Annotated in this window: 17 protein-coding genes; 13 read left to right on the top strand and 4 right to left on the bottom strand. The window is 67.1% G+C overall.

Features of this window, described 5'->3' with window-relative positions; translation table 11 throughout:
* Position 1: 1 nt before the first annotated feature.
* Complete coding sequence (locus QSK31_RS18860; RefSeq protein ID WP_285685446.1) at positions 2-1,327, bottom strand: hypothetical protein; 1,326 nt, start codon at positions 1,325-1,327, stop codon at positions 2-4.
* Positions 1,328-1,653: 326 nt separating this feature from the next.
* Between QSK31_RS18860 and QSK31_RS18865 the strand changes: the two genes are divergently transcribed.
* The 13 genes from QSK31_RS18865 (at position 1,654) to tmk (ending at position 15,543) form a co-directional block, all read left to right on the top strand.
* Positions 1,654-1,935 (top strand): hypothetical protein, encoded by a 282-nt coding sequence (locus QSK31_RS18865; protein ID WP_285685447.1) that lies wholly within the window; start codon positions 1,654-1,656, stop codon positions 1,933-1,935.
* Positions 1,936-2,195: 260 nt separating this feature from the next.
* Positions 2,196-2,828 carry a GOLPH3/VPS74 family protein gene (locus QSK31_RS18870; RefSeq protein ID WP_285685448.1) on the top strand — a complete coding sequence of 211 codons (633 nt, stop codon included), beginning with the start codon at positions 2,196-2,198 and terminating at the stop codon, positions 2,826-2,828.
* An 87-nt stretch (positions 2,829-2,915) separates the two neighbouring features.
* Positions 2,916-4,391: an APC family permease gene (locus QSK31_RS18875; protein WP_285685449.1), complete on the top strand. Its 1,476-nt coding sequence runs from the start codon at positions 2,916-2,918 to the stop codon at positions 4,389-4,391.
* A complete protein-coding gene (locus QSK31_RS18880; RefSeq protein WP_285685450.1) occupies positions 4,388-5,017 on the top strand; it encodes a GNAT family N-acetyltransferase in 630 nt (209 codons plus the stop codon). The genes QSK31_RS18875 and QSK31_RS18880 overlap by 4 nt, the downstream gene beginning before the upstream one ends.
* A gap of 185 nt (positions 5,018-5,202) precedes the next feature.
* Positions 5,203-6,027 (top strand): SAM-dependent methyltransferase, encoded by an 825-nt coding sequence (locus QSK31_RS18885; RefSeq protein WP_285685451.1) that lies wholly within the window; start codon positions 5,203-5,205, stop codon positions 6,025-6,027.
* Complete coding sequence (locus tag QSK31_RS18890; protein ID WP_502872981.1) at positions 6,024-7,508, top strand: pyridoxal phosphate-dependent decarboxylase family protein; 1,485 nt, start codon at positions 6,024-6,026, stop codon at positions 7,506-7,508. Before QSK31_RS18885 ends, QSK31_RS18890 begins: the two co-directional genes overlap by 4 nt.
* Positions 7,509-7,531: 23 nt before the next feature.
* Positions 7,532-8,878, top strand: a complete 1,347-nt coding sequence (locus QSK31_RS18895) for a glutamine synthetase family protein (protein WP_285685454.1) — start codon at positions 7,532-7,534, stop codon at positions 8,876-8,878.
* 420 nt (positions 8,879-9,298) lie between these two features.
* Entirely contained in the window at positions 9,299-10,237 is a 939-nt protein-coding gene (locus QSK31_RS18900) for a S1 family peptidase (protein WP_285685455.1), read from the top strand.
* Positions 10,238-10,845: 608 nt separating this feature from the next.
* Entirely contained in the window at positions 10,846-11,304 is a 459-nt protein-coding gene (locus QSK31_RS18905; RefSeq protein WP_285685456.1) for a hypothetical protein, read from the top strand.
* A 50-nt stretch (positions 11,305-11,354) separates the two neighbouring features.
* Positions 11,355-12,461: an endonuclease/exonuclease/phosphatase family protein gene (locus QSK31_RS18910; RefSeq protein WP_285685457.1), complete on the top strand. Its 1,107-nt coding sequence runs from the start codon at positions 11,355-11,357 to the stop codon at positions 12,459-12,461.
* Positions 12,462-12,708: 247 nt separating this feature from the next.
* A complete protein-coding gene (locus QSK31_RS18915) occupies positions 12,709-13,506 on the top strand; it encodes a DNA glycosylase family protein (RefSeq protein WP_285685458.1) in 798 nt (265 codons plus the stop codon).
* Entirely contained in the window at positions 13,490-14,953 is a 1,464-nt protein-coding gene (locus QSK31_RS18920; protein WP_285685459.1) for a B12-binding domain-containing radical SAM protein, read from the top strand. The genes QSK31_RS18915 and QSK31_RS18920 overlap by 17 nt, the downstream gene beginning before the upstream one ends.
* Positions 14,950-15,543 carry a dTMP kinase gene (tmk, locus tag QSK31_RS18925; RefSeq protein ID WP_285685460.1) on the top strand — a complete coding sequence of 198 codons (594 nt, stop codon included), beginning with the start codon at positions 14,950-14,952 and terminating at the stop codon, positions 15,541-15,543. The genes QSK31_RS18920 and tmk overlap by 4 nt, the downstream gene beginning before the upstream one ends.
* Here tmk and QSK31_RS18930 read toward each other — a convergent pair.
* From QSK31_RS18930 to QSK31_RS18940, 3 genes are all read right to left on the bottom strand, one after another.
* Entirely contained in the window at positions 15,540-16,079 is a 540-nt protein-coding gene (locus QSK31_RS18930; RefSeq protein WP_285685462.1) for a class IV adenylate cyclase, read from the bottom strand. The two genes, tmk and QSK31_RS18930, sit on opposite strands and share 4 nt — an antisense overlap.
* Before the next feature lie 311 nt (positions 16,080-16,390).
* Positions 16,391-16,798 (bottom strand): hypothetical protein, encoded by a 408-nt coding sequence (locus QSK31_RS18935; protein ID WP_285685463.1) that lies wholly within the window; start codon positions 16,796-16,798, stop codon positions 16,391-16,393.
* Between the two features lie 301 nt (positions 16,799-17,099).
* Positions 17,100-18,101: a TauD/TfdA family dioxygenase gene (locus QSK31_RS18940; RefSeq protein ID WP_285685464.1), complete on the bottom strand. Its 1,002-nt coding sequence runs from the start codon at positions 18,099-18,101 to the stop codon at positions 17,100-17,102.
* Positions 18,102-18,481 lie beyond the last annotated feature (380 nt).

The raw sequence follows: 18,481 nt of genomic DNA on the forward strand, positions 1-18,481 counted from the left end.
CTCAAGCCTCGATCTGCCGGGTCGTCGTAAGGTATTCGCGATATGCGCAAACCTCCGAAAGGTGCTTGTCAGCCTTTTTGATCGACCTGTCCACACGATGCGCCAGGTCTACGATTGGCCTGATGTGGTCGGCCGACGGTAGTTGCGATAGCTCGCTTAGGGCATGGGATGCAGCTGCTGCGGAGTCCCCCATCCGCGCAAGGCAAAGTGCCCGCTGCAGCTCGATCTGTGCAGGTCCGCGCACATACTCGGCCGGGTAGAGCGCCACAGCGGCGTCCTGCGCAGCTGCTGCCCTGGCGAAGTTGCCGTTGAATGAGTGGACAAACGACTCGGTGAACCTCTGACGGTCTTCTGACCAGCCAAAGACAGAGGCGCCCAGAGCAGTGATCCGATCCGGGAGCGCAGCGCAGATGGTCGCAAACCGCGGAAGCAGGGCGTCCGACTCGCTGGTCCGGCCGGCCAGCGCCAGCGCTTGGGCCTTGCCGCCGAGGAACTCAGGCATGGCGCCCTGCGGCGCACCGACCAACTCACCCTCGTAGGTCTCCGCCAGATGCAGGATCATCCCGATGGGCCGCTGCTCGTACATCGCCCGAACGATCTCCCGGCCCCGCACCCACGCCCTGGTTTCAGGATCCGTCGAACGGTCAGCCAGATCCCTGGCCGTGCGCCACCAACGCTGACCTTCCCGCAGCTCCCCCAAGTTCGCCACGGTCATCGCCGTTAACGCGGCAAGCAGCGCCGCGCACCGTTGCAGGTCCTTCGCGCGGATACTGTCATCGGGCTCCCCTTCCGCGGCGTACTGGATGGCCACAACATCGACCATCAGGGCCGTGAGCAACTCGTGCGGCGGTGTTGTCATGTAGCCGAAGCCGTGCTCCATGACGATCGCTTCCCACTCTGCTGCCGAGAGGTCACCGCGCGACGACATCGCATCGCTCAGCCCGAGCCGGCCAAGCTCAAGCAGCAGCGAGGCTGCACCAACTCCGGTCTGCAGAAATCCACGTCGGTTCACGTCACTATCTCCTTGCCGTGCGGCGCCGCGGCCAACAAGGACAACAGCGTCGGTGTACCCGTTCGGTCCCAGCAGAACCTTCGCAACGGCAGCCTCACGATCTCGCCTGGCTGCTGTCGTCAAGGTTAAGCCTGATTGCAGCGCAACATCCAAGATCGATGCATCTTCGTCCGTGACCGTCGCTCCAGGCTTACGCAGGTCGGACAACTTCGATCTCGACATCGGCACTCTAGCTTCGAGTGCACGCAGGCTTAGCCCTCTCTCCGCCATCAATCGACGCATCGCGTCAGCGAAGGTCTCGGCCCGATCAATCATGTCGGCTCCCGCATCCACTATGTGCGTCTGTCCGGATAGTCCAGGACACGTCCCGGACAAGGAGTGTCTTCCGCGCGACACAGAGTACGGGCGAGCATTGGATCTCGAAACACCAAGACGGCACATCGGTGAGCGAAGAAACTGATCCACACCGATGTCAGGAGCTGGCCCTAGCGGCTACGAGGCGCGCTTATGACGGCATCACCCGGAAAGTCAGACTTCTGCGCTAAACGGGGCGTACCGGTCCAACCATGTTGGGTGCCCATTGTCGGCAGTCTCGACTTTGGTGACCGGCGGAACGCGGCAACAGGAAGGGAGCCTGAACGATGATCGTGACGGTCGACCGACCTCGTCTGCCGGCCATCTGTGACGCCTGCGATTGCCTGATGTTCCTGATCGACCAGCCGAGCGGTGAAACGGCATACCGCGCGTTGTGCGGCTGCCGACTTCGGCCAGTTTCCGCCACAGCCCTCGAATGTGCTGTCTCGGCTGCTGCCGTGCGCCGTTTCGGAGAGCCAGCGCGTTTCGCCCTCCACGTTTATTTCCAGCGCCTTGAGCAGGTCCGTGTCGGTCCTGTTCCCGAAGAGGTGACCTGTGTATGGCAATGAACCCAGAGGGCGAAGCCCTCGACAGGACTGGTGGCGTCTATCGGACGGGCCTCAGCGGCTCGTACTGGCCGGAGAACGACGCCGCTCAGCCATCGCACGTACCGCGGCATGCGGGGCTGCCAGGCTCCCAATCCGGCCCCGAGACAGATCAGCCGTCGGCCCCCGAGAGACCGAGTTCCCATCTGGGGCTTTCGCCCTCGCAGCTCGTTAGGAAAGAGCCGGTGCCGGAGAACTCGCCGTGGGTGCGCGTCGGAGACGACATGTTCTTCGCGTTGCACGACGTCCGGGGTAAGCGCCAGGCGCATCGCCGGACCGTCAACCTCGGGTTGGCGGCTGCGCTGATGGGGGAACTGATCCTCCACCACCAGGTCACGATCGACGTGAACGGGTTGGTCCATAAGCGACATGGCTTACCCGATGACCGGGTCGCGGCCGGGATCAACGCCCTAATCCAGCAACAGCCGCACAGCTCTTCCCTCAAGGATTGGCTTCGCTACGTTGCGACCCAAGATTTGGAAGGTCACAGCGTCTACGACCACGTCGGCCGCCGCCTGACCGACCAGCAGCTCGTGGTCAGCGAGAGGGACATCCTGCGCAGGACGCGCTATGTGCCCATCAGCTCCAACGTCTCTGGGTGGGCGTGGTCGCGAGTCTCCGACTCGCTACGGCGCATCCGGCAGTCCGGTGACCCGAGCCAGCGACTGATCCCCCGAGAAGCGCTGTTCGGGAACCTGCTGCTGGCCACCGACCTTCACCGGCACGTCATCCTCGCCGACGGGTTCAACGTGGAGGCCGAGCTGCGTAAGCAGCTAGATCTGACACCCCCGGCGGTGCAGCGACTTGTTCACACGACGGAAATCGTCGTCGGCAACTCCGCCATTACGTCGGCCTGAGCAATTCGAACGCCTTAGACGTGCACCCCTGAGCTCCCAGGCCTTACCCCGGGCCCGGGCCACCCCACCGAAAGGGCTTCCCCTCGCATGACCACGCTGAAGGCGTCTCTGCCGCCCACGGGCGGCATCGAACAGGCGCTCGGTAAGGCCAAGCTCGGCGTCCTGCCGATGATCTTCAACACCATGTCCGCCGCGGCCCCGTTGACGGTGATCGCAGGCGGGGCGACAGCCGGGTTCGCCATCACCGGCGCCAAGGTCATCCCGTTCGCGTACCTCGCCGTCGCCGCTGTGCTCGCGCTGTTCGCGGTGGGCTTCCTGGCGATGGCCCGCAAGATCGTCAATGCTGGAGCGTTTTACACCTACGTCTCCCACGGTTTGGGCAAGGTCGCTGGAGTCGGTGCAGCTTTCGTCGCCGTCGCCGCTTACAACGTGATGCAGGTCGGCCTCTACGGCGGCTTCGGTCCCGCCGCCAAGAGCTTCTTCTCCCAGTTCGAGATCGGCGCCCTGTGGTGGGTGTGCGCGGGCGGAGCCTGGGCGGTCATCGCCGTGCTCGGCTGGCTGCGCATCGACTTCAACGCCTGGGTGCTGGCCGCTCTGGTCGTCGGCGAGATCGTGATCGCGCTCGTCTTCGCGTGGGTCCAGCTGCGCCACCCGGCCGGCGGCGTGGTCACCGTCGAGACGCTCACCCCGGGCAGCTCGATCGGAGACATCGTCCTCGGCGCCGTTGTCGCGATCGCCGGGTTCGTCGGTGTCGAGATCAACACCGTCTACAGCGAGGAAGCCCGCCAACCCGGCCGCACCGTACCCCGCGCCACCTACCTCGGGATCGCTTTCATCGGCATCCTCTACGCCTTCTGCTCGTGGGCGATGTCCGTGGCCACAGGACCGGACGCCATCGTGCAGCGGTCCATCGACGAGAGCTCCGAACTCACCTTCACCCTGTCCAGCGGCTACCTGCCACTCGCGGTGATCATTGCCGGCCGGCTGCTGTTCGCGACCAGCCTGTTCGCGGCGCTGCTGTCGTTCCACCACACCGCTGCCCGCTACCACTTCGCGCTCGGCCGCGAGGGCGTCTTCTGGCGGTTCCTCGGCCGCACCAGCCGGCGGACCGGCGCGCCGATCTACGGCTCGGTGTTGCAGTCCCTGATCGGCTTCACCGGCATCGCCCTGTTCGTGATCAACGGCTGGGACCCGTTCACCCAGATGTTCTTCTGGCTGACCGTGCTCGGCGGGTTCGGCGTCCTGCTGCTGATGACCATCACCTCGATCGCGGTCGTGCGGTACTTCTCGAACCGCGCCAACCGCCCCGGCGTCGGGCGGTGGCGCGGCACCGTCGCCCCGTCCATCGCCGCCTTGGTCCTGGGCACCATCGTGGTCTACACCCTCGCCGAGTTCCACCAGCTCATCGGCGTCGACGAGGACGACCCCGTCCGGTGGATGCTCCCGGCCGGGTACGCGCTGGCCGCCGTGGTCGGGATGGTGTGGGCGCTGATCCTGCGTCAACGCCGCCCGGACGTCTACGAGCAGATCGGCCTCGGCGCCAACCGGAGCGTGACCGCGTGAACGGCCTGCGGAGCGCCCCGTCCGTTCCGCCGATCCGCCCGGCCGGCGCCCACGACCACAAGACCATCATCGCGGTGCTGGCCGAGGGCTTCCTGCACGGCGACTTCGCCCCCTGGCTGGTCTCCGACCTCGCCGACCGGGAGCGGATCTACCCCGCGTATTTCGAGCTGTGCATGGAGCGCGCCTTCGCTCACGCGCTGATCGAGGTCACGGACGACCTGGGTGGCGTCGCGATCTGGTACCCCTACGACGGCCGCGACATCCCGGACTCCACACCGGGCTACGACGAGCGGCTCAAGGAGATCACCGGCCCGTACCACGACCACTTCCTGGCGCTCGACTCCTCCACGACCGCGAGGCACCCGCAGGAGCCGCACCACTACCTGGCGTGGGTGGTGGTTCATCCGCAGTGGCACAACCGCGGGTACGGCACCGCCCTGATCAGGCACCACCACGCCCAGCTCGACGGCGAGGGCGGCATCGGCCTGCCGGTCTACCTCGAGGCGACCGGCGACCGCAACGAGGCGCTCTACCAGCGGCTCGGCTACCGGTCACTGCTCTCGTTCCCGGTCGACGCCGGCGACGACGCGCCACGGCTGCGGCCGATGATGCGCGACCCGCAATGACGTAACCCCGATCCCGGGCATGTCGGGTCCTCCGCGAAGACATCGCCTGGGATAGCGCGGGCCGAGCTGCCCCCCGGTTCCAGTCCTGGCTCGGCCCCCGCCCTGGGGCGCGGCGCCTCCCGAGACAAACGGGCGCCGCGCCCCACCAACCACCCCACGTTCGCATCCTCACGAAGGGCCTACCGATGGCCGATCCCGACGAAGCCCCGCAGCTCGACGCTTCGGTTGTCGACCCTGCGCGCCGCTACGACTACATGATCGGCGGCAAGGACAACTTCGCTGTCGACCGGGAAGCGGCCGAAGCCATGCGTAAGGCGTTCCCCGACCTTTCCAAAGCGGGCATCGAGAACCGGAAGTTCGTCTTGCGCGCGGTACGCCACCTCGCCACAGCCTGCGGCATACGCCAGTTCATCGACGTCGGCTTCGGCTTGCCGACGGGCGTGGGTGTTCATGAGATCGCGCAGGCCGTCCACCCCGCGGCCCGGGTGCTCTACATCGACCACTCCCCGCAGGTGCTCACCCATGGGCGTGCCCTGCTGACCAGCAACCCGGAGGGGCAAGTCGACTTCCTCGAGGGCGACATCCTCGACCCTGCTGCCATCCTGACCAGCACCAAATACCGCGGTCTGATTAAACCGGCTGAACCGGCAGCCCTGCTGATCTTCGCAGTCCTGCACTTCATCGACGACGACGAACGCGCCCTGGGAGCGGTCCGAACGCTTATCGAGGCGTTGCCGTCGGGCAGTTGCGTCGGCATCACTCACGGCACCACCGACTTCCTCACCCCGGAGCAACTCGCCAAGATCGCGACGGTGCTGCGCGACCCTCGCCAGGGCACGCTGCGGCCGCGCACCAAGGACGAGGTCGCTGCCTTCCTCTCCGGGCTTGAGCTCGTAGATCCCGGCATCGTCGCGTCCGTCGACTGGCACCCCGAACTGGACCCCCAGCCGCAGGACGGCGTTACGGCCGCGGCCGCCAGCGTGTACGCCGCGGTCGCTCGCAAACCATGACTCCCGCCCGCTCGACCTCGAGGATTACCGTGCGCCCCTTAAGACACCCCTATGCGCATCTGCTGGCCAACGGCACGGCAGACGCCTACCGCAGCACCCTCGGTGCCGGCGTCGACCTGGTCGCGGCGCGCGTGGCCGGCACCGACCGGCCGTTCACCGGCATGGACCCGCAACGCCTCGCCGTCCAGGTGCAGGACGTCGACCTCCGTGCGCCGCTCGGCGCGGCGGCCGCGGTGCTCGACGAGCTGCGCGATCTCTACTTGCGCGACGCGGTCTGGTTTCACCACCCACGCTATCTCGCCCATCTGAACTGTCCGGTCGTGATCCCGGCGCTGCTCGGGGAGGTGGTCCTGAGCGCGGTCAACTCGTCGATGGACACATGGGACCAAAGCGCCGGCGCCACGCTCATCGAACGCCGCCTCATCGACTGGACCGCCGGCCGCGTCGGCCTGGGCCAGCACGCCGATGGTGTGTTCACCAGCGGTGGAACCCAGTCCAATGTGCAGGCGCTGTTCCTCGCCCGCGAACAGGCCGGCCCCGGACGCAAACGCATCCTGACCTCGGAGGCCGGGCATTTCAGCGTGCAGAAGGCGGCCAAGCTGCTCGGCCTCGGCGCCGACGCGGTCATCACCGTGCCCACCGACGCGCGACGCCGGATGTCGGTGGACGCGCTCAAGGCCGCGCTGCACAGCTGCGCCGATCGAGGCGACGCCGTCATGGCCGTCGTGGCCACCGCCGGGACCACCGACTTCGGCACCATCGACCCGCTGCCGGCCATCGCGGACCTGTGCGAAGCCTTCGGGACATGGCTGCACGTGGATGCCGCGTACGGCTGCGGCCTGCTCGCCTCGCCCACCCGCCGGCACCTGCTGGAGGGCATCGAGCGGGCCGACTCGGTGACCGTCGACTACCACAAGTCGTTCTTCCAGCCGGTCAGCTCCAGCGCCCTGCTGGTGCGCGACGGCGCGACGCTGCGACACGCGACGTTCCACGCCGACTACCTCAACCCGAAGCGGATGGCCGAGGCGAGCATCCCCAACCAGGTCGACAAGAGCCTGCAGACCACCCGCCGGTTCGACGCGCTCAAGCTGTGGATGACGCTGCGAATCATGGGCGCGGACGCGATCGGTGAGCTGTTCGACGAGGTGGTCGACCGGGCCACCGAGACATACGACCTGCTGGCCGAGGACCCGCGGTTCGAGGTGGTCACCCGCTCCGACCTGAGCACGGTCGTGTTCCGCTACCTGCCCACCGGCGCGGGCCACCCGCACGCCGACGCCGCCAACCTGCACGCACGCGAGGCGCTGGCCGCGTCCGGCGAGGCCGTCATCGCCAGCACCACGATCGACGGCCGCCACTTCCTGAAGGTCACTCTGCTCAACCCGCTCACGGCCAGGTCCGACATCGAACACGTGGTCGAGCTGATTGCCACGCATGCCGCCGAGCTAGTCAACCGCCGCACCGCCGCGGTCTCGGCCTGACCGTGCGAAGGAGAAGAACCGCTGTGGATCTCGAAGAACTTGCCGCGGCAGTCAAGGACGGAACCGTCGACACCGTGCTGCTCGCCATCACCGACATGCAAGGCCGTTTGCAGGGCAAGCGCCTGCACGCCCGCCACTTCGTCGAGGAGGTGGCGGAGCGCGGCGCCGAGGTGTGCAATTACCTGCTCGCCGCTGATGTCGAGATGGCAACCCTCGGCGACTTCGCCGGACCCCAATGGCACGGCGGGTACGGCGACTACCACGTGACGCCGGACTTGGGCACTCTTCGGCTGGTCCCGTGGCACCCGGCGACCGCCCTGGTCCTCGCCGACCTGGAAACCACCACCGGCGAGCCGGTCTCTGTGGCGCCGCGGCAGATCCTGCGCCATCAACTCGACCGGCTGGCGGCGCACGGCTTGACCGCGCACGCCGGGACAGAGCTGGAGTTCGTCCTGTTCCGGGGAACCTACGAGCAGGCGGCGGTCACCGGCTATCGGTGGCTGACGCCGGCCACCCGGTACAACGGCGACTACTCGCTACTTGATACGGCCCAGGTGGAGCCGCTGCTGCGCCGGCTCCGCAACGACATGTACGGCGCCGGCCTGAGCCCAGAAAGCGCCAAGGGCGAATGCAACCTCGGCCAGTACGAAGTGACGTTCCGCTACGCAGATGCGCTGACCGCCGCGGACCACCACGTCATCTACAAGAACGGCGCCAAGGAGATCGCGGCGCAAGAGGGCATGGCCCTGACCTTCATGGCCAAGCCCAACGAGCGAGAGGGCAACTCCTGCCACATCCACTTCTCGCTGCGCGACGACACCGGCAGTTCCGTCATGGCCGGCGACGGCATCGGCAACCTCTCCCTCACCGGGCAACGCGCCCTGGCCGGCGTGCTCGCCACCATGCGCGAGTTCAGCCTGTTCAATGCCCCGAACATCAACTCCTATAAGCGGTACCAGCCCGGCTCGTTCGCGCCCACCGCGCTGCGCTGGGGCGTGGACAACCGCACCTGCGCGCTACGGGTCGTCGGTGACGGCCCGAGCAAGCGGGTGGAGAACCGCGTGCCCGGCGGCGACGTCAACCCGTACCTCGCGATCGCCGCGCTCATCGCAGGCGCCCTGCACGGCATCGAGGAAGAGCTGTTCCTCGAGGACGTATTCACCGGTGACGCCTACGGCGACAACACCGCAACGCGGCCGCCGGCGACCCTCCGCGAGGCAGTCGAGCTGTGGAATGCCAGCAAGGCCGCCCAGCTGGCCTTCGGCCCCGACGTTCAAGCCCACTACGCCACGACAGCCGCGATCGAGCTGGCCGCCTTCGACGCGGCGGTCACCGACTGGGAGCTACGCCGCGGATTCGAGCGCCTCTAAGACATCCGCCGTACCGCCGGCCCGGCATCCCCCTAGCGAACTGAGAGCCAGCCTGATGGCAGAGGAACTGAATCGATGCATTATGTGCGGCCATTTCTACAAAGGTGCCAAGCACACCTGCCCGTCCAGCGAGACGCCGAAAGACCCGTCGCCGCCGTTGCAGCCGGTACCCGTTCCCAAGCCAAGGTGAGAACGGCCGAGAGCGTGAGGCCGATCCAAGCCGCTCTTCGACGCGGCTGACGACGAACGGCACGGCGACTCGGACATGGAACGGGTGCCCCTCGAACCGAGCGCCCTGGTCTTCCCTCGCGGACCCGGCCAGCACGCCGCCGGCCACTTGTCGTGCTGGCCGCGGTCCCACCCACCCCTGAGCCACCTGGCGCATCCGGCGCCGGGCCAACCCCTCGAAGAACGGAACCGATGAAACACACCAAAAGAGCGCTCGCCACGACCGCGGCCGTCGCCGCATTCACGATGGCGGCGGCAACTCCGGCCAGCGCGATCGTCGACGGGCACGACGCCGGCCGGCTCCCCGCCGGGATCCTCCACCTGACCGTGGACTATCCCGAGATCGGCAGGACGCTGGCCTGCGGAGCCGGGCTCTACCCCGACCGCTACCACGTCGTCACCGCCGCGCATTGCCTGTCGGACCAGCTGACCGCTCCCACCGTCGTGCCGGTGCAGCCCTCGCGAGTGCACGTTCGCGGCGGCTCCCTCGACCGCACCACAGGCGGCCAGACCGCCAACGGGACGCAGGTGACACTGCACCCGGACTGGTCCTGGGTCGACCCCACCAGCGGCAAGCCGGTCAGTGACATCGCCCAGCTCGCGCTCGACCGACCGCTGGACGGGCCGGTGCTGAAGGTGGCCGCGGCGCCGTCGAAGCCCGGCAGCCAGCTCCAGCTCGTCGGGTGGGGACTGACCGCGTACCCGCCGGACCCGGACGACGCTAACCCGCTGCCGGAGAACCTCCAAGAGCGTCACGGATCCCAGCTGCAGGACCGCTACTGCGGCACCGAGGTCGGTGTGATGACCGAGGGTGATGTCTGCATGACCAAGGGAGGCTGCTTCGGCGACTCGGGTACGCCGGTCCTGAAGGAGAACCCGGACGCGAGCCGGGTGACGGCAGTCGCGGTGTTCAGCCGGGAGACCGACTCGGCCACCCCGTGCGACCACCCGATCATCGGCACCAGCATCCCTTACTTCAGCGACTGGTTGCTCGCCAAGGCGGCGTGCACGCCGAAGGGGATGGCGGCTGGCGCCTGCCCGCCCAGCCGTACCACCGCGGCGCCGAAGCGGGCTACCGCCCACGGCCGCGTCCCGCAGCTCGGCTCCGTGCTCCAGCCCGCCGGCAGCTAACACGATCCGGCGCGTAAGCCGGTCCCGGTAGCTCCACCACCCCGGCGACGGGGCGTTACCGGGACCCGGGCCGGTCAGGTCCCCAAGAGCCTCGATCGGCCCATCGGGTGAGGGCGTGGCGGATCTCCGCCAAACGGTCACGCCGCGCCCACGCCCCCCGACCCGGGCGCGTTCCGCAGCCGAGTCCCAACTGCGGTCGCACCCCATCGCCGAACCGGGAGTACCGGATGAACCGTCGAAGCCCCGTCCTGGTCGGGCTCCTCGTCGTCGTGATCGCAGAATCTCTGATGGCACTCGCCGGCCTAGGCGTTCTTGCATGGACGTACGGCGAGGGCTTCACCTTGCGGCCGGGCGTATCGCAGCCGCTCGACCCGCCGTGGTGGCCAACCAACCCACGTGTATACGCCTGCGACCGCTCGAAATGAGGTCGACACGACCCATTCGACTGTGGAGCCCGCTCACGGCCCTACCGATCGCGGCCTGCTACGCGGTTCTGGTGATGCTGCCGAACCACATCGAGACGTGGCGCTACCACCGCCGGACCGCTCGTCGTCGACCGCCAGAACTCGATTCAAGCCAGCTCCCTGCACCAACAACCTGGACAGCCGATGACACTTCCGCAGCACGCCACGGCCGACGTCGCGGGCAACAACGAGAACCGCGCCACATTCAGGACGCTCCGCGCGGCCCATGTCATGGCGCGAACCGCGTTGAGCCGCCGCGAGTGGGAGCACCTGGCCATCCTGGCCGAGCGACTGAGCAAAGACGACGCGCGGCTGATTGCCGACCTGCTCCTGCGGTCGAGCGACCTCGCCGCAGCAGATGAACACTGCATCGACGCGATCCAGGCGCAAACCCAGGCCCTGGCCCACAAGGGCGCCGGGCGTGACGCACGCGTCGCCCTTCGATGCGCACTCCTCGCGACCGGCGTCCAGATCACCGCCGGCGAGTCGGACCGGCTCGACTTCCTGGCCGACCGGCTCCGTGACGGGGACGCCTGGGTCGTCGCCTGCTGGATCTACCGGACCCGCCGGCCACGCCACGTATCCGGCTCGCCCAATTACTGAACGAGGCCGTCCTAGGCCAACAAGACGTCCGCTTGGAAGGGCAGATGCTCATGCATATTGATCAGCAACCCGCACGGTTCAGCGACGCGACCGCCACGAACGCGCTCCGCTTCACCTGGCTGAACTTCCAGAGCGGCGGCGCAAGAACCTCCGGCAAGCTGGACTACGACTTCACCCGGCTGCACCGGCTGGCTGCACCGCTCGTCGAACCGCAGCTGAGCCCAGCGGCGTCGATGCCAGTGGCCATATTTGCGCTGTGCGAGGCCAAGGGATGGGCAGCAGACGCCAACCACGGCCTGCTCGCGGCGTCGGACGTGCTCTCGGCGACGCTCGGCCGCCCATACGCCGCCAAGATGCTGCCGTTCGACCGCGGCCCCATCGGGCCGGCGCTCTTCTACGACCCCACGCTGGTCGCTCCAGTCGCCTGGCACGGCGGCGGCTACCCCGACTTCGACGACAAGGCCGGCGTCATCCGGTTCCGGACGGTGCACACCGACCAGCATTTGGTCGTCATCGTCCGGCACTGGAACCCCCGATCACCGCAAATCCGCCTCGAGGAAGCCCGGCTCCTAGGCAGCTACGGCGACGGCTTTCCCGACCCGGTTTTCGTCATGGGCGATCTCAACGCGACGGCGACTGGATCGCATTGGCCGCGGCGTGACTGGACCAAGGCGCCTTACATCGCACGAGACGCGAAGGCCATCCGCATGCCGGACGGCGCCTGGGTGGACGCCACCGACGCGATCCACCACCTCATCGGCGAATGGGAGTGGGACGAGTTCGGCAAACAAGGCAGGCGCACCGACGGCTGCGGGTTCTGGGCCATGCCCGAAGTCGCGTACGCCACCGGTACACCGGCCGGCGAGGCGTTCATGGCGACAGTCAACCGCGACATCGATGCCGGCGGCGGACAGATCATCGACCATTGCCTGGTCACCCGGCCGCAGCTCTACGTCCCCGGCACGTACCGCGTCCACGTGCCGACAGAACAACACGACGGCCGCTGGGACAGCGACCACCGTCTCGTCGAGGCGACGTTCTCCCTCGCGTCCAGCCCGGTCGCGTGGCCGCACGTCGATGCCGGGCTGGCCACGCGGTACCGGTTGCACGCCGTCGCGGCGACCGGTAACCAGCCGCCGGATCGGCCGCGAACCTGACACAGGTCTCCAAAACCTGGCTGTTCATCATCGTGCTGGCACTGGTGATCAACGATCGCGCTCATCGCCCATGTCTGGACCGACGCGACTGCTGACCCACCTGCCTGTTCGCTGACCGCCCGCAAAGGGGGTGAGGCATCTGCAGAACGGGGTCGCGGCACCGCTCGTTAGGGCGTGAGCAGTTGAGCGCTAAGGGCGTGATCGGATAGCCCAACGCTCATCCACCGGCGACAAGGAGAAGCACATCATGGCCTTGCTGATGCGAGACCACCCCAGCTGGCGCTCGAACCCTTCCGGCGCCACCCGGGTGATGCGGGAGGGACCCAGCTCCTGGCTGCTCTCCTGGATAGCCGGCGGCGACACGCTGCTCGTCACGAGCGTGCATGACCAGGCACCGCATTCTGCTGCACCCCGGACTGATCTGATCACGCCCCCTGCTGGCGTCGTCGGCCAGTTGGGCGCTGTCCTGGACCAGCAGGGAGCGGTGCTGCGCGTTCGCAATGGAGATCTCTGGGACGCGGTCGGCACGGCGATCATCCGGCAGGTCATCCGCGCCGGCCAGGCACGGGAGATGTACGGCAGGTTCTGCCAGGCCCACGGCCCGGCGATCGCTACGGACAACGGTGAGCACCACCTGTTTCCGCCCGCCGAAACCGTCGCGGGTCTACCGGCCGCTGCTTTCGCCGACCTCGGCATGGCATTCAAGGGACCGGCGCTCGTGGCCGCCGCCGCGGCGTACTTGGCCCACGGCGACCGCTGGACGACGCTCGGTCCCGCCGCGCTGTCCGAAGCCCTCCAACAGGTGTCCCGCGTCGGCCCGTGGACCGCAGGAGCCGCGGTAGCCGACCACACCAACGACTTCGCCTGCTACCCGTACGGCGACTTGGCCGTACGCACCTGGGCCCGCCGAGCCGCCCCCGACACGGTGTGGCCCGACAACGAACCCGACTTCGCCGCTCACTGGCGCAATGCCTGCGGGCCCGACCTGTCGGATCTGACCTTGCTCACCCTCGCTTGGGGAGACCACCATGTCCGCGCCCCTTGACGCGCGAATCACCTGTTCCGACCCCGCCCGGCCGCTCGACCTGCTCCTGATCAACGCGCCGCTGCGCGACTACAGCATCCGGCCACGAGTCAACGACTTCACCCTGCCGGTCCTGGGCATGGCCTACATCGCCACCTACGCAGCCAATCACGGGTTCAACGCGGGAGTCCTCGACGCCGAATCCTACGGGCTCCCGCTGGACGTGACTATTGCCGTGGTGAACGCGGCCAGCCCGCGGTGGGCCGGCTTCAACCTGCTCGCCCCGACCTATGAGATCAGCGCCACGATCGCGGCGGCCCTCGACCCCACTATCAAGGTGATGCTCGGCGGCCACGAGGCCAAGGCCATGCCCGCCGAGATCCTGACTGATCCCCGCATGCGCAACACTGCCGCGCTGGTCCTCGGTGAAGGGGAAACTCGCGTCGTCGAGCTGCTGCACGATCACCGCAACCGGGCCGATCTGCCCGGCGTCATGTGGATCGACCCGGTGCTGAAGGCGCCGGTCAGCGGCGGCAAGCCTGGCAGCCAGCACCACCTTGCGCCGAAGATCGACGAGCTGCCGTTCGTCGACCGCCGCTACCTCGTCCAAGATCCTCGGGTCGCCGAGGACGGCCGAGTCGAAGCGAACATGGTCGGCGCTCGCGGCTGCCCGTACGACTGCTCATTCTGCGGAGCCGCCGTCAGCGCCAACCCCGACATCAGCATCCGCGTCCGCACGCCGGCCAACATCCTGCGCGAGATGGAGCTGCTGCGCGACCAGTACAACGTCACCGCGTTCCGCTTCGTCGATGACCTGTTCCTCGGTGCCCGCCGGGTGGTCCAGACCATGGCCACCGCCTTCACCGACGCGCGGACAGGGGACTGGGCGGTCTGGGATGCCACCGGCCGCATCAACGTGCTTGACCGATGCCCCGACGACCTGCTCGACCAACTCGTCCGCAACGGCCTGCGTGAAGTGGCGCTCGGCATCGAATCCGGGAACCCGCGAGTGCTCGAGCACATCGACAAGCGGATCGAGCCCGACATGATCCGTAGGGTCGTGCAGCGGCTCACGGCACGAGGCATCAACGTCAAGGGCTACTTCATACTCGGGTTCCCGGGCGAGACCGCCGACGAGCTCGCCGACACGGTCCGGCTCGTGCACGAGCTGTGGGACATGACCGATCCCACGCCAGGCCGATTCCGTGCCAGCGTCTTCGAGTTCCGCCCCTACCCCGGCACCCCGGAATGGGACCGGCTCATGGCCACCGGCCGCTACACCCCCGAGCAGCTTCTCGCCTACGGCGCCGTAGACCTCACCAGCGACGGCGTCGACGAGGCCATGCGTGGCCGCGACGAATTCAACTTCAGCGTCGGGATCCAGTTCGGAGACGTCCCTGTGGAGCAGGTACGCCACCATCTCGCCGACTTGTCCCGGGCGCAGCACGCCAGGCTCGTGTCAGTGTGACCGGCACGTTCGTGGCGGTCGACGGCCCGTCCGGGGTGGGCAAGTCCACCGTGGCGCGGCTACTGGCGGAACGGCTCGCGGAGCTCGGCTACCCGACGCTGCTGACCCGCGAGCCGTCCGACGGGCCAATTGGCACGCTGGCCCGCGCCGGCACGCATGACTATCGCGGCATGGCCTTGGCGTGCCTGGTGGCCGCCGACCGCTACCACCATCTGGTCGTGACGGTCCGACCGGCGCTCGCCGCCGGCCGGACCGTCGTGTGCGACCGGTACCTAGCGTCTTCGCTGGTCTTGCAGACAGCGGACGGAGTACCTCAGCAGGCGGTGTGGCTCCTCAACCAGCAGGCCGACGTTCCAGACCTAACCATCGTGCTTGTCGGCGACCCGGAAACATGCCGTGCCCGCGCCGCTAACCGCGGTACCTACAGCCGGTTTCACCAGACCGTCATCGACGAGCCCGACCGCTTCCGCCGCGCAGCCCAGTTGTTGACCGCGGCCGGGCACCGCACCGTCGTGCACGACATCGGTCAGGACGACCCCAGTGAAGTCACCCGCGCGCTAGTCGCCCTGGTGCTGGAACTCGACCGCTAGGCCGAAGCCTCGGACACCACCTGGTCATACGTCGCGCCGGTGCGTTGCACGCCCACGCCGAGGTTCTGCACCCACTGATCGAGCTCGGCCTGCACCTGAACCATGTCGGTGTCGCCGTCGGCCATCGCTTCGACCTCCAGGAAAGCACCCGCACCATCGAGATCATCCAGGCACAGAGACCATGCGCCGATCCTCCCGGTCCGTCGCTTCTTGACCACCTGCACCGTCTCGCGGTAGCCCATCGCCAAGATTGCCTGGTGCATCTGCTCCGGGTCGTCCACGACGGTCTCGAACTCTCGGCACGCCAGCACGTTGTCCACAGGTGTCTTCGTGGTGAAGGTGCACACGCCGTCCTGTTTCCGGAGCCGCACGAACGTCACGCCGATGCGAGGGTCACCGTCGCGCCATGAAGCCGGCGCGTACGCCTGGTCGTCCTGTACGACCGGTGCGGACAGGACCACCCCGTGCCGATCCAATACAGCCAGGAGGTCGTCCACATCCGGGACGCGGTATTTAACCTCAATTTCGCGGCTCACGTCACCTCGCCAGGAGTCCGATGATGCGGGCGAGCATACAGGTACTCTCATGACCACGAACGGGCGACATGTTAAATACGCAGGCCGCCCAAGTCGACACGTCAGCACAACATATGTACGGCCGTCGCAATGGCTATCTATGTCCGTATAATTCGCCGAGACTTCCATTTCTCGGTTCAGTCATGGTCCTGAGTGTGAGGGGCAGGTGACCGCCCGGCTCGCCATTGCTACGGATGGATGTAGGACGGCGTCGGAGGGGATTACACCGGGCTCCTGCAGGTCCTTATTTCATGCGGCGCATCCGATCGGGATTACGCACTCGGCAAGCGCAGGGAGCCGGGCAATCCTAGCAGTGCTGTCATGACGATCAAATTTCGCGGCTCAGTGAGCTTCACCCAGGCGCCTCCATATTTAAGTGTGGCGGCGCTGACTGCCCTCACGCCTGAGTCGTCAGACGTGGTGAGTTGATCAAGGCGGCTACCCGGATGCCTAATTTCGTCTTCCAGAAATATGCGACAGCTATCAATTATCTCCACCTCTTGCGCCTCTGTTAGCGAAAGGTGAACAATCACAGCCTGCAGCAGCGTAATCGCCTTGGAAGTCACTGTGTACGCGTCAATAGATGAAAGATCTACGTTTAGCCACTGACGGGTAAGGTGCGCTGCCTTAGCCCAGTGTGAGCCGTCGACGTCACCTGAGTCTTTGCTGATGGCGGACATGGCGTCACGTCCTTGCAGGTTGGACTGACTATCTGAGCGGAGCTTCGACCGTATCGTAAGCAGGCCGGTGCCGCTAGGCGAATGCCGCCATCAGCCAGTCCATCTATAGGACGCGCGGCGTTTTCGGCCGAGGAGAACGAGGTTCCCGGAAGGGAAACGATCGGCCTATCCGGACGATCGGCCGGGGATTTTCGCCATACTGTCCTGTAGCGGTCGAGGAGTAACTGGCGCCGGCCTGCGCGAAGTGACCCGGCAACTGCTGCAGTGAGCAAGATCCGGCGCCATTTGATGTGTTGGGGGATCACTCCGCCGATGAGTAGTCAATATCGATGATTCGTCCGTCGCCGGGCCGGTCGGCGACGCTACGTGCCAGGTCGCGCGCGATGAAGCTACGCAACAGCCACCGGTCGGTACCGTCACCGTGCCGAGCGAACGGAGTGCGGCCGTGAAACGCCTGATGGTTGTCCACGAACAGCAGATCGCCGTCGCGGAGCCGAACTTCGGTCGCGGTCTCGCTCGCAGCCTCGTGCAGTCGGCGTACTGCATGGTCCGACCGGGCGTCGAGGCCACGCACCTCGGCGAAGTCGCACCGCAGTCGCGGTTGGGCCGAGCTGCCCGTCAGGACGCGGATCGGCTGCACGACGATAGGGCCATCGGCGCCGCAGCCGCGCAAAAACGAGGCGTCCACGGTTGTGCTGAACTGCGGTTGGCGAAGGATCTCGACATCGGCCGGATCGAGCCGGGTCAGGACAGTACCGATGGGGCTGAGGAGGGTGCCAGCCATCGCGTCCGGGTCGGCGCGGACGCACAGCAGCCCGATGAAGTCGGCGCGGTACTCGGTGAAGGCCGTCTCGGTGTGCAGTTCGAGCAGCGATCGGCTTGAGATGGACTGCTGCGTGTCCTCGAAACCATCGACCGGCACGATGTCCTGCACCATCAGCCCAGACAGTTCGGGCCGGAACCCGAACTGCTCACCAAGATGGGCAGCGACGATGCTCAACGCGGCGGCGGCCGTTAGGCGCACGCCGCTGCCGAGGTCGCCGTGCTGCGGGGTGGGCGGAACCTCGCCGAGTGGCAAGCCTCGAAGGAGAAAGCCGCCTGAGTCGCTGCCAAACCGCCGGAACTGTAGGAGCCGGCGGCGTATCCGGGCCGGTACTTCCGCGGCGAGCATCTGCGCCTCGAGCACGAAACGGTCCGGGTCGCTGACAGGATCCAGCCCGGCAAGCCCGTCGGCAAGCTGGCCAATTTGAGCCCGCTCGATCTCGTCGAGTTCCAAGGTCAATGAATTCTTGTCCAGTTCCACGTTCTCTCCTCAAATGAGCCGCTGTCACTACGGTTCGGCAGCCGGGAGGGCTATGCCGAACGGCTTGCATCCGGGAAATTTCGTTGCAAGCGGATCGCCGACTTCCGGTAGAGTGTGGTAAGGAGGCAAGTCGGATGTTATGGCGGAAAGGTACGTGCCTACGGTGGTTAGCCTCGCCATTCAGCGCCGCCGCGTGGGCTGGCTGCTGCGAGCCTGTCGGCGCCACGGTCCAGAGGGCTGGCGAAACATCGAGCCTTTCGCCGCCGCGCTTCCCTGCACCGGGTGGCGATCTAACGTAAGCGTCAGTACGGTCTCTCGGTGGGAGACCGGCGCGACGCTGCCGACGTTCCCCGCGATACGGCGTTATGAAACGCTGCTAG

Origin of the sequence: Actinoplanes sp. NBRC 103695 (assembly GCF_030269485.1) — a bacterium.
In the GTDB taxonomy this organism is placed as follows: Bacteria; Actinomycetota; Actinomycetes; order Mycobacteriales; family Micromonosporaceae; genus Actinoplanes.